The organism is Vreelandella maris, assembly GCF_013371085.1.
Classification (GTDB): Bacteria; Pseudomonadota; Gammaproteobacteria; order Pseudomonadales; family Halomonadaceae; genus Vreelandella; species Vreelandella maris.
In genome coordinates, this window is record NZ_JABWCV010000032.1 from 1 (window position 1) to 14,530 (window position 14,530).

Below are 14,530 nucleotides of genomic sequence, written 5' to 3' on the forward strand. Positions count from 1 at the left end.
TGAAGCCGTATCGCGCCATAGCGACGCGTTACGACAAGCTCAAGCGAAACTACGAAAGCATGGTGGCCTTAGCTTGTGGTTGTTTATGGCTGCCCATGTGAAACGTCAACAGACCCTAGGCCGTCAGCTGTCACCGAACTAAAACAAGGAGTTAACTTCATGGGCCAACGTCAACGTCCACTACGCAGCGCTGAATGGTTCGGCACGGCTGATAAAAACGGCTTTATGTACCGCAGTTGGATGAAAAACCAGGGCATCCCCGACCATGAGTTTCAGGGCAAGCCGATCATCGGTATCTGCAATACCTGGTCGGAGCTAACGCCCTGCAATGCGCACTTTCGCAAGTTGGCGGAGCACGTGAAGCAGGGCATCCTGGAGGCAGGCGGCTACCCGGTGGAGTTCCCGGTCTTTTCCAACGGCGAATCCAATCTGCGCCCCACGGCGATGTTTACCCGCAACCTGGCCAGCATGGACGTGGAAGAAGCCATTCGCGGCAACCCCATGGATGGGGTGGTACTGCTGGTAGGTTGCGACAAGACTACCCCGGCGCTGCTGATGGGCGCGGCGAGCTGCGATATCCCCACCATCGTGGTCACCGGCGGGCCGATGCTCAACGGCAAGCACAAAGGTAAGGACATTGGCTCCGGTACCGTGGTGTGGCAGCTCTCCGAACAGGTCAAGGCAGGCGAAATATCGATGCACGACTTTATGGCCGCCGAGGCGGGTATGTCCCGTTCAGCGGGCACCTGCAACACCATGGGCACCGCCTCCACCATGGCCTGCATGGCCGAAGCGCTGGGTACCTCGCTGCCCCACAACGCGGCGATTCCGGCCGTCGATTCTCGCCGCTACGTGCTGGCGCACCTCTCGGGTAACCGCATCGTCGAGATGGTCAATGAAGATCTGCGTCTCTCCAAAATTCTCACCAAGGAAGCCTTCGACAACGCCATCCGTACCAATGCGGCGATTGGCGGCTCCACCAACGCGGTGATTCACCTCAAGGCGATTGCCGGGCGGATCGGTGTGGATCTAACCCTGGACGACTGGAGTCGAGTGGGTCGCGGCACCCCCACTGTGGTCGATTTGCAACCCTCAGGGCGGTTCTTGATGGAGGAGTTCTACTACGCCGGTGGGTTGCCTGCGGTGCTCAAGCGCCTGGGCGAGGCCGACCGGCTGCCCTTCAAGGACGCGCTCACCGTCAACGGTAAAACCCTGTGGGAAAACGTTCAGGACGCCCCGCTGTATAACGACGAAGTGATCCGCAAGCTGGATAATCCGCTCACCGCGGACGGCGGCATCTGCGTGGTGCGCGGTAATCTCGCCCCCAATGGCGCGGTGCTCAAGCCCTCGGCGGCAACAGCCGAGCTGATGCAGCACCGCGGTCGTGCGGTGGTGTTTGAGGACTTCGACGACTACAAGGCGCGCATCAACGACCCAGACCTGGACGTGGAAGCCAATGACATTCTGGTCATGAAACACTGCGGCCCACGGGGTTATCACGGCATGGCCGAGGTGGGCAACATGGGCCTGCCGCCCAAGATCCTCGCCCAGGGCATTACCGATATGGTGCGTATTTCGGATGCCCGCATGAGCGGCACCGCCTACGGCACCGTGGTCCTGCACGTGGCACCCGAAGCCGCCGCCGGTGGCCCGCTAGCCGCGGTACGTAACGGTGATTGGATCGAGCTCGACTGCGAAAGTGGGCGACTGCATCTAGAGGTCAGTGACGAAGAACTGGCCTCGCGCCTGGCCGAGAGCGACCCCACCGCCGCCTCAACGCTGATCGCCAGCCAGGGTGGCTACCGCCAGCTCTATATCGAGCGGGTGCTCCAGGCCGACGAAGGCTGCGACTTTGACTTCCTGGTGGGCTGCCGAGGGTCTGACGTGCCGCGTCATTCGCACTAACTGACGAAGCTGGCCTGACTCTCCGACAGCGTTTCGCCATCGGTAGCGTGTAGCGCCATGGCGATGCCGCCCATGCAGGTCATGTCGCGATCCCAGGCGCAGCTTTCGATGCGGGTGGTGCCTCTCAGTTCGGCCACCAGGGCTTCATCAATGGCGTGATGCATGGTGGCCTGCATGGCGTCAAAACCGCGCACGCCGGAGCCGGTAATCAGCACCAGATCGGGGTTAAACAGCGCCAGGACATTGGCGATGCCATAGCCCAACGCGCGACCCGCCTCAGCATAGATGCGCTGAGCCAAGAGGTCGCCTTGCAGCGCTAGTTGGGTTAGCGCCTGCATCTGCTGCTCGGAGGGGTGTGCGCTGTCGCCGGCGGGGAGTTCTAGATGCTCGGCGGCTGCGCGGTAGAGCGCGTAGTCGCTGGCATAAGCTTCAATGCAGCCTCGTCGGCCGCAGGCGCACAAGGCGCCATCCGGGTGGTATTTGCTATGTCCAAACTCCGCCGCTGAGCCATTAGCGCCTAGATAAGGCACGCCGTTAATCAGTACCGACATACCGATGCCGTAGCCCAGCATAATGACCACTAAGTTGGGGCAGTCTACATAGGCGGGCTGTGCCGCCAGTACGCTGGCGATGCAGTTAGCATCGTTTTCCAGCAGCACGCTGCAGTGAAAACGCTCGGCAAGACGTGCCGATATTGGCGCGTTACGAAAGCTTAAAGCGGGAGACCAGATAATCGTACCGCTTTGCGACGAGACAACCCCCTGCACTGCCAAACAGATCCCCGCCAAGCGTTGAAATCCCTTTAGCTGTTGCGCGCAAATAGCGCTGATCTTCTCTTCCAACAGCGTTTCCAGGTCCTCGGCGCTCAACATCAGGGTGGGCACCGCGTGGTACTCGCTATGGCGTACTTGGCCCAAAAAATCGCCCACCACCAGTTGGATCTCATTGATCGATAGCTTGATGCACACCACGCAGGCGGCATTAGGGTCGAGTTCAATCAAGGTTTTTGGTCGGCCACGCCCGGTGGGACGGGGTGTTTCGGGTGGCCGTTCCGTGATCAACCCCTGCTGGAGTAGTTCAGCGCTGATGGAGGTCACCGTTGCAGAGCTGATGCCATTCAGCGCACCCAGGTCAACACGTGCCACCGGTCCTTGGTCTCGCAGGGTACGGATAACCGCCAGCGTGTTGTCATAGCGGCTGGTATCAGTCGACGTAAGCGCCATAAAAATGCCGTTATTGTTTGAGGTGAAAAATCGCTAAATGCGACCTAAGTTGCATATGCGTTTATTTATTTTAGTACCTAAAGTAAATAAAGCATCGCACGGCACATAAATAATAGTGGTAAGCCTTAAACGCATAATAACAACAGTAACGACAGGTGGCTCCATGCTCTTATCAGCGCGCAAACTCTGCCGCTCGTTTGGCGAAAACCAGGTCTTATTCAACGTTGATCTCGACCTTCAGACAGGTGAAGTGCATGCCCTGTTGGGTGAGAACGGCGCGGGTAAATCCACCTTGGTAAAAATTCTGGCGGGTTACCTTCGCCCCACCTCGGGCGAGGTGTTGGTGGAGGGTAGCCAACGTCACTACCGCTCTAGCGGTGAGGCGGAAGCCGACGGTGTGGTGATGATTCACCAGGAACTGGCACTGGCGGAACAGCTCAGCGTGGAGGAGAACATCTTCCTGGGTCGCGAACTGCGCCGGGGACTGTTTTTAGACCGACGCGCCATGCGCGAACGTAGCCGGGCGGCGCTGGCGGAGCTTGAAACGCATGTTGACCCAAGCGCCCGTGTGAAAGATCTCAGCACCTCAGACCAGCAGATGGTGGAAATCGCCAAGGCGATCACCCGCGATGTGCGCGTGCTGATTATGGACGAGCCCACCGCCACGCTAACCGAAAACGAAGTGTCGGTACTGTTCGCACTCATCGACCGTTTGCGCCAGCGTGGCGTGGCGATTCTGTATATCTCCCACAAGCTGCGTGAAATTGAACAGATTGCCGACCACGTGACGGTGCTGCGCGACGGCCATTTGGTGGACAGCGGCCCCATGGCTGGGCGCAGCAAAGAGGAGTTGGCGCGGTTGATGGTGGGCCGTGAGATCACTGAAATGTATCCGCCGCGTACCCGCCTTCCTGACGATGCGCCGGTGGTATTGGAAGTGCGCCATATGGTAGTGCCCGGTGCCGTTAAGCACGCCAGCTTTACCCTGCGCCGGGGCGAGGTGATGGGGTTTGGCGGCATCGTGGGGGCCGGGCGCACCGCATTGATTGAAGCGGTGCTGGGTTTGCGCCGCAAAAGCGCTGGGCAGGTGCTGCGCAACGGCCAGCCGGTGGTCATGCGCCACCTGCGCGATGCGGTGCACCAGCGCATTGCCTATCTCACCGAGGATCGCAAGGGCAAAGGCTTAGTGCTCAATATGGATCTGCGCTCCAATGTTACCTTGCTTAACCTGCGCGCTCACTGCCACCCGCTGATCGATCGCCGCCGTGAAGAGCAAGCCTTTCAACAGGCGGTTGAGCGCTTCGATATCCGGCTGCGCACCGCTGCACGCACCGTCGCTCAACTCTCTGGTGGCAACCAGCAGAAGCTGCTACTCGCCAAGGTGATGTCCATCGACCCCGAAATTGTGATTATCAATGAACCGACCCGGGGCATCGATGTGGGCACCAAGCACCAGATTTATCACTTTATCCGCGAGTTAACGGATTCAGGCTGCTCGGTGATTCTGATCTCGTCGGAGATGGGCGAGCTGATCGGGCTATCCCACCGAGTAGCGGTGATGTGTGCCGGCGTGCTCACTGGCGTACTTGAAGGCGAGCAAATTAATGAAGAAGAAATTATGCAGTACGCATCCGGTATTAAAGGAGTAGGGGGCGATGAGCAGCGTCATGGCTAATAACAAAACGACTAATAAAGCAGCTAATAAAATGATTACTCAAAAAGGCTTCGCGATTGACCTGAAAACCTGGGGACCGTTTGTGGCGCTGGTGGCTTTAGGGCTACTGGGCGTGCTGATTAACCCGGCGTTTCTGGGGCTGGATAACCTTTCGAACATGCTCACCCGCAGTGCCTTTATCGGCATTATCGCCATCGGCGCCACCTTCGTAATTACCGCCGGTGGGCTGGATCTTTCGGTGGGGGCCATGGCGGCCTTTATTGCCGGGGTGATGATTATTTTAATGAATAGCCTCGTCGAGCAGTTCGGTGCGGGGTGGACCACCATACTGCTGGGTATTGGCGCTTCGTTGTTGCTGGGGATTTGCGCAGGCTTTATCAACGGCATTGTGACGACGAAAGGCAAGATCGAAGCGTTTATTGTCACCCTGGGCACCATGGGGATTTACCGTTCGCTGGTGACCTACCTTTCTGATGGCGGAACGCTGACGCTGGATTGGGCCGTGCGCGATATCTACCGCCCGGTGTACTACGGCAGCTTTTTGGGCATCACCATACCTGTGTGGGTATTTTTGGCAGTGGCCGTCATCGGCTACATCTTGCTCAACTATACGCGCTTTGGTCGCTACTGCTTTGCCATCGGCTCTAATGAGAAAGTTGCCGAATACAGTGCCATTCATGTGGATCGCGTGAAAACCCTAACCTACATGCTGCAAGGCGTGTGTGTGGCGTTGGCAACGATTATTTATGTGCCGCGTTTGGGTTCTGCCTCGGGGGCTACCGGCGTGCTCTGGGAGTTAGAGGCGATTGCCGCGGTGATTATTGGCGGCACCATGCTGAAGGGTGGGCATGGGCGCATTTGGGGCACGGTGGTGGGCGCCATCATGCTCACAATGATTGGCAATATTCTCAATTTGACCGACGCCATTTCCAACTATCTCAACGGCACGGTGCAGGGGATCATCATCATTGTGGCGGTCTATCTGCAGCGTGCATCGTGGAGGAAAACAGGACCATAAACTCACTCGCTAACAGCGCAACATCAACGACAAGCAGCGAAACATAACAAGTACAAACACGAAAGGAGCATCACCATGCGAAGCATCAAGACAGCAGTGAAGGCCTGCGTCACGACCGCCGCACTTACTTCAGCGATAGGCCTTTCCGGCGCCGCCGTTGCTCAGGAGTACACTATCGGTGTATCCATCCCTGCCGCCACTCATGGTTGGACGGGGGGCGTTAACTACCATGCCGAAGAGGCTAAAAAGCGCCTTGAGGAGCTCTATCCGGATATCGAGTTCACTATCTCCACGGCGGGCACAGCGGGGGAGCAGGCCAATGACCTGGAAGATCTAGTCTCACTGCGCAACATCGACGCGCTGGTGGTGCTGCCGTTCGAGTCTGGCCCGCTGACCGATCCGGTGCGCCGGGTTAAAGAGTCTGGCGTGTTCGTGACCGTGGTAGATCGTGGCCTGACGGAAGAGGGGATCCAGGATCTCTATGTCGCGGGCAACAACCATGAGTTAGGCCGCGTTTCCGGCGAGTACATCCGCGAACGCCTTGATGATGAAGGCGACATTGTGGTGCTGCGCGGCATTCCCACGGTGATCGACGACGAACGTGTGCAAGGTTTCCAAGAGGCGATTGAAGGCTCCGAGGTCAATATTCTCGATATGCAGCACGCCAACTGGAATCGCGATGATGGTTTCGAGGTCATGCAGGACTATTTAGCACGTTTCGAGAATATCGATGCCGTTTGGGCGCAGGATGACGACATTGCGCTGGGTGTCATTGAGGCGGTACGCCAAGCGGATCGCGAAGAAGAGCTGTTTATCGTCGGCGGGGCGGGCATGAAGGACATCATCAAGCGGGTCATGGACGGTGATGAGCTGGTGCCGGTGGATGTGCTCTATCCGCCCGCGATGATTGCCACCGCCATGGATCTGACCGTTCAGCACTTTGTCTCCAATGGCCCGGTACTGGGTGAGTACATTCTAGGCTCGCCGCTGATTACCCAGGAGAACGCCGAGCAGTACTACTTCCCCGACTCGCCGTTCTGATCGCTTATTGATTGCGTAGTGATTAATAGGCGCGGGTAACAAGCATTACTCCTTCCCGCGCCTACCCAAGCACTTAATCCAAACGATAGTGAGAGAGTCCTATGAAAACAATCAAAGGGCCTGCGCTCTTTCTCGCCCAGTTCGCCGGTGACGAAGCTCCTTTTAATAGCCTGGATAGCATTGCTGGCTGGGCGGCGGGGCTGGGTTATCAGGGCGTACAGATTCCCAGTTGGGATGCCCGACTGTTCGATTTAAAACGCGCTGCCGAGAGCCGCACTTACTGTGATGAGGTGATAGGCACTCTGGCCCAGCACGGCTTAGCACTCACCGAACTCTCCACCCACCTTCAGGGCCAGCTGGTGGCGGTGCATCCCGCTTATGATGAGATGTTCGATGGCTTTGCGGTGCCCGAAGTCCGTGGTAACCCCAAAGCGCGCCAGGCGTGGGCCGTCGAACAGCTAAAGCTAGCCGCCAAGGCTTCGCAAAACCTTGGATTAACCGACCACGGCACCTTTTCGGGCTCGCTGGCGTGGCCGTACGTCTACCCCTGGCCCCAGCGCCCGGCAGGATTGATCGAAACCGCGTTCGATGAGCTGGCGAAACGCTGGCGGCCGATTCTGGACGCCTTTGACGAGGCGGGGGTGAACCTCTGCTACGAGATTCATCCCGGCGAAGATCTCCACGACGGCATTACCTTTGAGATGTTCCTCGAACGGGTCGGCAACCACCCGCGATGCCATATCCTTTACGACCCCAGCCACCTGATTCTGCAGCAGCTCGACTACCGCGGCTTTCTGGATGTATATCGCGACCATATTCAGATGTTTCACGTTAAGGACGCCGAGTTTAACCCCAGCCCCAAGCAGGGTGTCTACTCAGGCTATCAGTCGTGGACGGAGCGCGCAGGGCGTTTCCGCTCCCTGGGCGATGGCCAAATCGACTTCAAGTCGATCTTTTCCTGGATGGCGGCTAACGACTACCACGGTTGGGCGGTGCTGGAGTGGGAGTGCTGCCTGAAGCACCCAGAAGTCGGTGCCCGTGAAGGCGCAACCTTTATTCGCGACCACATTATTCAGGTCACCGAGCGGGCGTTTGATGACTTCGCCGGCGGCGGCTCCGACCAAGCCGCCAATCGCCGCATCCTCGGTGTTTAATAACGTGCCCCAATTAATTAAATGCCATTAATTCAACGACAGCGGAGAGCAACACGACATGAGCACTCAACACGACACGCCGCGTCGGCTGCGCCTGGGCATGGTCGGCGGTGGCCAGGGAGCGTTTATCGGCGGGGTACACCGCATCGCCGCACGGCTGGATGACCACTATGAACTGGTGGCCGGGGCTTTTGCCTCGGACCCCGAGCGCAGCCGGGCCGCGGCCGCAGAACTGCACGTGGCCGCAGATCGCGCTTATCCCGACTACCAAACCATGGCCGAAGCGGAGCGCAAGCGATCGGATGGCATCGATGTGGTCGCCATTGTGACCCCCAACCATGTGCACTTCGACGTAGCGCGCACCTTTTTGGAAGCGGGTTTTCACGTCATCTGCGATAAACCGATGACGATCACCCTGGAAGAGGCACAAACCCTCGCCGAGCTGGTGGAGCGGACGGGGCTTTTCTTCGGCTTGACCCATAACTACTCCGGCTACTCGTTGGTTCGCCAAGCGCGCGAGATGATCGCCAACGGTGAGCTGGGCGAGCTACGCGTGGTGCAGGTGGAGTACCCACAAGACTGGCTCTCTACTCGCCTGGAAGAGAGCGGCGTCAAGCAGGCCGAGTGGCGCACCGACCCCAAACGTAGCGGGCCAGCTGGCTGCTTAGGCGATATCGGCACTCACGCGTATCACCTGGCGCGCTATGTCACTGGGTTGCAACTGGAATCACTCGCCGCCGATATGCACACCTTTGTCGAAGGGCGCGCGCTGGATGACAACGTCCATATGCTGCTGCGCTTCAAGGGCGGAGCCCGGGGAATGCTTTGGTCGAGCCAAGTCGCGCCGGGCAACGAAAACGGCCTGCAGCTGCGCGTTTATGGCAGCAAAGGTGGCCTTGCCTGGCGTCAGGAAAATCCTAATCAGTTGGAGCATTCGCCGCTGGGTGAGCCCACCCGGCTATTGACCCGCAACGGCCCCGGACTGGGGGATGCCGCCTTGGCTGCCGCGCGTATTCCACCAGGGCATCCGGAAGGTTATCTCGAAGCCTTTGCCCAGCTCTACCGTGATTTCGCCGTGCAGATTCATGCCCATCAACGCGGGGAAAGTGCCCACGCATTGGCAATGCCAACGCCCGGCGTCACCGATGGTGTCGATGGTTTGACGTTCATTACCCGTGCACTGGCCTCGTCCGCCGCCGGTGGGCAGTGGGTGGATATGTAGAAACGGTCTTCGGCAATAACAATAAATGGAAGAGAGACACCTATGAACCAACCTTCAGCGCGCTATGCGAGCCTTGAGCAACGGGTGGTTTTTATTACCGGCGGTGGCAGTGGCATCGGGGCTTCGCTTACCCGCGCCTTTCATCATCAGGGCGCCCGGGTAGTGTTTGTCGATATCGATGATAAACCCAGTGAGGCGCTGGTCGAAGAGCTTCGCGCCGAGACCGGCGAAGCACCGCGCTATCACCATTGTGATATCCGCGATGTGGCAAGCCTGCAGCAAGTGATAACAGAGACCGGTCAAAACGTCGGGCCAATCCATACCCTGGTGAACAATGCCGCCAGCGATGACCGCCACGCCTGGCGGGAAGTGGATGTTGCCTATTGGGATGAGCGCATGTCGCTCAATCTGCGGCCGATGTTCTTTGCCGCTCAGGCGGCGGCTGAACAGATGATGAAAGCCGGCGGTGGTTCGATCATCAACTTTGGCTCGGTTAGCGTGCAAATGGCGCTGGGTGGTTTGCCCGCTTATGTAACGGCCAAAGCGGCGGTACACGGTTTGTCCCGCAGCCTGGCCCGCGATCTGGGCGAGCACAATATCCGCGTTAATACCCTGGTGCCTGGCGCGGTAATGACCCAACGACAGCTCGAAAAATGGATTAGCCCCGACGATGAAGTGACCATTCAAGAGCGCCAGTGTCTAAAAATGCGCCTTGAGTCCCACCATATTGCCCCCGCGGTGCTGTTTTTAGCCAGCGACGAAAGCCAGGCCATTACCGGCCAAGAGCTGGCGGTGGACGCGGGCTGGGCTTAGAGGAGGTCTGCTGGCTATGGTGTAACGCCTCGTTTTGCGTAATGATTTGATCCTTGCCCCTACAAGGACGTTTCGATGCCGCTGAATTGGATGCCTCTGAAATGGACAGACAAACCGTACCTACCCAAAGCGGAAGGCCGTATAGAAGCGATTGATTTAGCGCGGGGACTAGCCATTGGCTTGATGATCGTAAGCCATGCTGTCAGTGGTCTCGTCGGTATTCGTAATGTGCCGGATTGGGGTATGGTGCCAATCCATTTTCTGACCAAATTCTCCTCATCGCTGTTTATCCTGGTCTTTGGCATCGCGCTGGCGGTGGCGTTTCTTTCCCATACTCAGAGCGATGATTGGCCAAAACGACGGCTGAAGCTATGGCTACGCGCTGTAGAAGTGTGGTTCTGGTACAAAGCGCTTCTAGTCATTGAAATGCTGCCGTTCTATCCCCCCAGCGAAATCGTCGATGCCTTGCTGTATGGGCGATTTGCCATTTGGGTCGAAATCTTAGGTTTCTATGCCATTGCGCTGCTTTGGGTGCCGCTGATGTTACCGCTATGGGCGCGGGCACCGCTCTGGAGTCGACTCGCTACGATTGGTGCATTAACCGCGCTGACCGTCTGGCTGCAGAGTCTTACGTTTGGTGGCAACGATATTCTGAAAGCGCTGCTAGTGGATCACGAAGACCATTACACCTGGGGGCAGATCAGCCGCGCACCGATGATTCTAGTCGGGCTGCTTATCGGTGAAGCGTTACTCCGTTGCTATTTTGAACCGACCTCTCGCCGACGCTTAGTGCTTACGCTACTGGGTCTGGGTGCTCTGATGGTGGCGGGGTTTTATGCACTGGCTTTCGCCAGTGGCGATGTCAATGCGGCGATGCTCGCCGTGGCCAATAACGTCGGTAAACACCCGCCAGGACTTGAGTTTATGCTGTTTAGCTTAGGCGGCGCCTTGGTGTTATTAGCCCTGGCGTTAGCCGGAGGCGCCAAAGCAGCGAAGGCACTTTTGCCGCTGACGATGGTCGGTTCAGATGCCCTGAAAGCGTTTATTTTTCATATTGTGATGATCTTTTTAGTGCTGCGCTTTTTGTGGGAAGGCGAGGAAATGTACACCTATCCACAGGCACTGGGCGTGGGTGGCATCTTGATACTTGGCGCCGCGGCGTGGATTTGGCTGACCCGCTGGATGGCTAACCACCGCTAAAAGCGATTAATAATGGCTGGAGTAACGATTTGCGACACTGGATTCAATACGGGCTTATGGCTGTTGTACTGTTGATGGCAATGCCCGTGCAGGCAGATGGGTACGAAACAAATGGATACGATACTCATTGGTACTATGAAGTCGATAAGCAGAGTACGTGGCAGGGCGATTTAACCGCGCGCTTGAAGGCTATCGAAGGGGTATTTGAAGGCGAGCTGGGCGTTTACGTGCAAAACCTTGCCAATGGCGAAGCGTTTTCATGGCGCGCCGATGATCCTTGGTATTTAGCCTCGCTGATTAAAATACCGGTGGCGGCGCAGGTGCTGGCCGAACGCCAGGCAGGCGCCCTGACGCTGGATGAGCGATTAACGCTTGCCCAAAGTGACTTTGTCGATGGCGCGGGGCCCACCAATTGGCACGACCCTGGTACGCCTATCTCTATTCGCTACTTGCTGGAGCAGATGATTACCGTCAGCGATAACACCGCCACCGATATGTTGATCGATCGGGTAGGGATTGAAGCGGTGAATCAGCGCGCGCGTACGATGATCGCGGCAAGCGGCGGCAACCCCGATGACATCGGCCCTATCTCAAAGCTGGTCGGCGTGCGCCAGGGCGTTTATGGCGAGCTGCACCCGGATGCACAGGCGCTTGGCGGAATGGACTTTATCGCCCTGCGCCAGCATGCGGTAAGCCAGCGTTCCCAGGCGTTGGCCCGCGCGCTAGACGTTAGCACAGAATCTTTCACCCAGCCTGATTACGATCACGCTTTTGATGCCTATGAAGCCACCGGCGAAAACGTGGGCACCTTACGCGCCTTTGGCGACTTACTAGCTAGCCTGCACGGCGGCATGGATGACTTAAGCGCCGAGCAGCGGCAAACGCTGTTAGCGGTGATGCAGCGAACCAGTTCTGGCAAGCGGCGTCTTAAAGCGGGTCTGGGCAGCGGCGTAAGCTTCGCCCATAAAACCGGCACTCAGCAGCGGCGCAGTTGCGATGCCGGTATTGCCAAGCGTGACAACGTTGAGAAAACCACCGAAGGGCCGTGGGTGATCGTTAGCTGTGCTCGCGGGCCAGTGGCGGTAAACGCTCACGAACGCGCCTTGGCCAGTGTCGGTGAAGCATTGCGTTATAGCGGAGCCCTGGGTAAGCCGTGGTAAACTACTGCCCCGAATGATTCTCAGAACCTACTTAGTCAGGAGCAATTTATGACACAAGCCAGCGCCCGCCACATTCTAGTCAGCAGCGAAGAGCAGTGCCTAGCACTCAAGCAAGAGATCGAAAACGGCCGCGACTTTGCTGAAGTCGCCAAAGAGCACTCCAGCTGCCCCTCCAGCCGCCAAGGCGGCGACCTCGGCAGCTTTGGCCCCGGCCAAATGGTGCCTGAGTTCGATAAGGTCGTCTTCAATGACGAGGTCGGCCAAGTGCACGGCCCGGTGAAGACCCAGTTTGGTTATCACCTGCTCGAAGTCACCAGCCGCACTTAATTTTTCTTAACCAAACGCTCTTAATTTCGCCTAAAAGGCCGTCAAGCGCCGCGGTCACTCGACCGCGGCGTGAGGAGTACGCCTTGAACGACCCCATTATTACCATTAACGGCCTGAATAAAACCTATGAAGGTGGCTTTCAGGCGTTAACCCACATTGATTTAGCCATTCAGCGTGGGGAAATCTTTGCCCTGCTAGGCCCCAACGGGGCAGGCAAAACGACGCTGATTAGCGTGGTATGCGGCTTGGTCAATCCAACCGCTGGCCATGTACTGGTCGATGGGTTCGATAATATTACCCACTACCGCCAGGCCCGCGAACGCATTGGGCTAGTGCCTCAAGAGCTCACCAACGAAGCGTTTGAAACCGTCTGGAACACCGTCAGTTTCAGCCGCGGCCTGTTTGGCAAGGCGCCTAATCCTGCGCATATCGAAAAAGTGCTCAAGTCGCTGGCGCTATGGGATAAGCGCAATAATCGCTTGATGACCCTCTCCGGCGGTATGAAGCGTCGTGTGTTGATCGCCAAAGCGCTCTCCCACGAGCCGCGCATACTGTTTCTGGATGAGCCCACTGCCGGGGTCGACGTTGAACTGCGCCGCGAGATGTGGGATGTCGTGCGCCAACTGCGCGATAACGGTGTGACGATCATATTGACCACCCACTACATCGAAGAAGCCGAAGAGATGGCCGACCGCATCGGCGTCATTAATCGCGGTGAACTAGTGCTGGTGGAAGAGAAAGCTGCGTTAATGAGCAAGTTGGGCAGCAAGCAGCTAACACTGAACTTACACAGCCCGCTGACAGAGATACCTGCGAACCTACAACGCTTTGAACTGAGCTTAGCCGCTGAAGGGTTTGAATTGATCTATACCTACGATGGCAGCCAGGAAGAGGACGGTCACGCGATTTCAGAGTTTTTAACTGCGCTGGAGCGGGAAGGGGTTACCTTTAAAGATCTCAATACTCGGCAAAGCTCGCTTGAAGATATTTTTGTCGATTTGGTTAAGGAGCGCGCATGAATCTTCACCCCGTTCGCGCCATCTATATGGCCGAAATGGCCCGTACGCGCCGCACGTTACTGCAGAGCATTGTCTCGCCTGTCATCTCCACATCGCTCTATTTTGTGGTGTTCGGTGCCGCGATCGGCTCGCGGATCAGTGAGGTCAATGGGGTTAGCTACGGCGCCTTTATCGTGCCGGGTCTGATTATGCTAATGCTGCTGACGCAAAGCGTTTCCAACGCCTCCTTCGGTATCTTTTTCCCGAAGTTTTCCGGCAGTATTTATGAGCTGCTTTCAGCGCCTATTTCACATTTAGAGATAGTGATTGGCTACGTGGGCGCGGCAGCTTCAAAATCGATCTTGCTGGGGCTGATTATCCTGGCGACCTCAAACTTCTTTGTGCCGCTGGAGATTGCTCATCCCTTTTGGATGCTTTTCTTCCTGGTGCTAACGGCGGTCACCTTTAGCCTGCTCGGCTTTATTATCGGCATTTGGGCCGATGGCTTTGACCGGCTACAGCTGGTGCCGCTGCTGGTGATCACGCCGCTGACCTTTTTGGGCGGCAGCTTCTACTCTATTGATATGCTGCCGCCGTTTTGGCAAACCATCACCTTGGCCAATCCTGTGGTGTACCTAGTGAGCGGCTTTCGCTGGAGCTTTTACGGTATTAGCGATGTTAGCCTAGCGGCAAGCGTGGGCATGATCACCCTGTTCCTGGTGGCTTGCTTGGCCACGATTGGCTGGATTTTTCGCACCGGTTACCGCCTTAAACCCTGATCCTTTTTAAACCCT

12 protein-coding genes and 2 pseudogenes are annotated in these 14,530 nt (G+C 57.4%); 13 read left to right on the top strand and 1 reads right to left on the bottom strand.

Features of this window, described 5'->3' with window-relative positions; genetic code table 11:
• Both HUO07_RS19160 and HUO07_RS19165 read left to right on the top strand, forming a co-directional pair.
• A pseudogene (locus tag HUO07_RS19160) lies at window positions 1–101 on the top strand (IS5/IS1182 family transposase); the annotation flags it as partial.
• Between the two features lie 58 nt (window positions 102–159).
• The gene (locus tag HUO07_RS19165) at window positions 160–1,905 is read left to right on the top strand and encodes an IlvD/Edd family dehydratase (protein ID WP_176304850.1); all 1,746 of its coding nucleotides are present in this window, start codon (window positions 160–162) and stop codon (window positions 1,903–1,905) included.
• On the opposite strand, the gene HUO07_RS19170 is transcribed toward HUO07_RS19165, so the two are convergent.
• Entirely contained in the window at window positions 1,902–3,128 is a 1,227-nt protein-coding gene (locus tag HUO07_RS19170) for an ROK family transcriptional regulator (RefSeq protein WP_176304851.1), read from the bottom strand. The two genes, HUO07_RS19165 and HUO07_RS19170, sit on opposite strands and share 4 nt — an antisense overlap.
• Window positions 3,129–3,291: 163 nt before the next feature.
• Between HUO07_RS19170 and HUO07_RS19175 the strand changes: the two genes are divergently transcribed.
• From HUO07_RS19175 to HUO07_RS19225, 11 genes and pseudogenes are all read left to right on the top strand, one after another.
• A complete protein-coding gene (locus HUO07_RS19175; RefSeq protein WP_176304852.1) occupies window positions 3,292–4,803 on the top strand; it encodes a sugar ABC transporter ATP-binding protein in 1,512 nt (503 codons plus the stop codon).
• Entirely contained in the window at window positions 4,796–5,821 is a 1,026-nt protein-coding gene (locus HUO07_RS19180) for an ABC transporter permease (RefSeq protein ID WP_176304853.1), read from the top strand. Before HUO07_RS19175 ends, HUO07_RS19180 begins: the two co-directional genes overlap by 8 nt.
• Window positions 5,822–5,896: 75 nt before the next feature.
• Window positions 5,897–6,862, top strand: coding sequence for an ABC transporter substrate-binding protein (locus HUO07_RS19185; RefSeq protein ID WP_176304854.1), 966 nt, complete (start codon window positions 5,897–5,899; stop codon window positions 6,860–6,862).
• A 101-nt stretch (window positions 6,863–6,963) separates the two neighbouring features.
• Window positions 6,964–8,016: a sugar phosphate isomerase/epimerase family protein gene (locus tag HUO07_RS19190; RefSeq protein ID WP_176304855.1), complete on the top strand. Its 1,053-nt coding sequence runs from the start codon at window positions 6,964–6,966 to the stop codon at window positions 8,014–8,016.
• Between the two features lie 58 nt (window positions 8,017–8,074).
• The gene (locus tag HUO07_RS19195; RefSeq protein ID WP_176304856.1) at window positions 8,075–9,238 is read left to right on the top strand and encodes a Gfo/Idh/MocA family protein; all 1,164 of its coding nucleotides are present in this window, start codon (window positions 8,075–8,077) and stop codon (window positions 9,236–9,238) included.
• A 42-nt stretch (window positions 9,239–9,280) separates the two neighbouring features.
• On the top strand, window positions 9,281–10,051 hold the full coding sequence (locus tag HUO07_RS19200; protein ID WP_176304857.1) for an SDR family NAD(P)-dependent oxidoreductase: 771 nt from the start codon (window positions 9,281–9,283) through the stop codon (window positions 10,049–10,051).
• A gap of 75 nt (window positions 10,052–10,126) precedes the next feature.
• Window positions 10,127–11,251: a heparan-alpha-glucosaminide N-acetyltransferase domain-containing protein gene (locus tag HUO07_RS19205; RefSeq protein ID WP_176304858.1), complete on the top strand. Its 1,125-nt coding sequence runs from the start codon at window positions 10,127–10,129 to the stop codon at window positions 11,249–11,251.
• Between the two features lie 56 nt (window positions 11,252–11,307).
• The gene (locus HUO07_RS19210; RefSeq protein ID WP_176304876.1) at window positions 11,308–12,411 is read left to right on the top strand and encodes a serine hydrolase; all 1,104 of its coding nucleotides are present in this window, start codon (window positions 11,308–11,310) and stop codon (window positions 12,409–12,411) included.
• A 42-nt stretch (window positions 12,412–12,453) separates the two neighbouring features.
• Window positions 12,454–12,738, top strand: a pseudogene (locus HUO07_RS19215) (peptidylprolyl isomerase); the annotation flags it as partial.
• A gap of 83 nt (window positions 12,739–12,821) precedes the next feature.
• Window positions 12,822–13,757 (top strand): ABC transporter ATP-binding protein, encoded by a 936-nt coding sequence (locus tag HUO07_RS19220; RefSeq protein WP_176304860.1) that lies wholly within the window; start codon window positions 12,822–12,824, stop codon window positions 13,755–13,757.
• A complete protein-coding gene (locus tag HUO07_RS19225; protein ID WP_008959452.1) occupies window positions 13,754–14,515 on the top strand; it encodes an ABC transporter permease in 762 nt (253 codons plus the stop codon). The genes HUO07_RS19220 and HUO07_RS19225 overlap by 4 nt, the downstream gene beginning before the upstream one ends.
• Window positions 14,516–14,530: the final 15 nt, after the last annotated feature.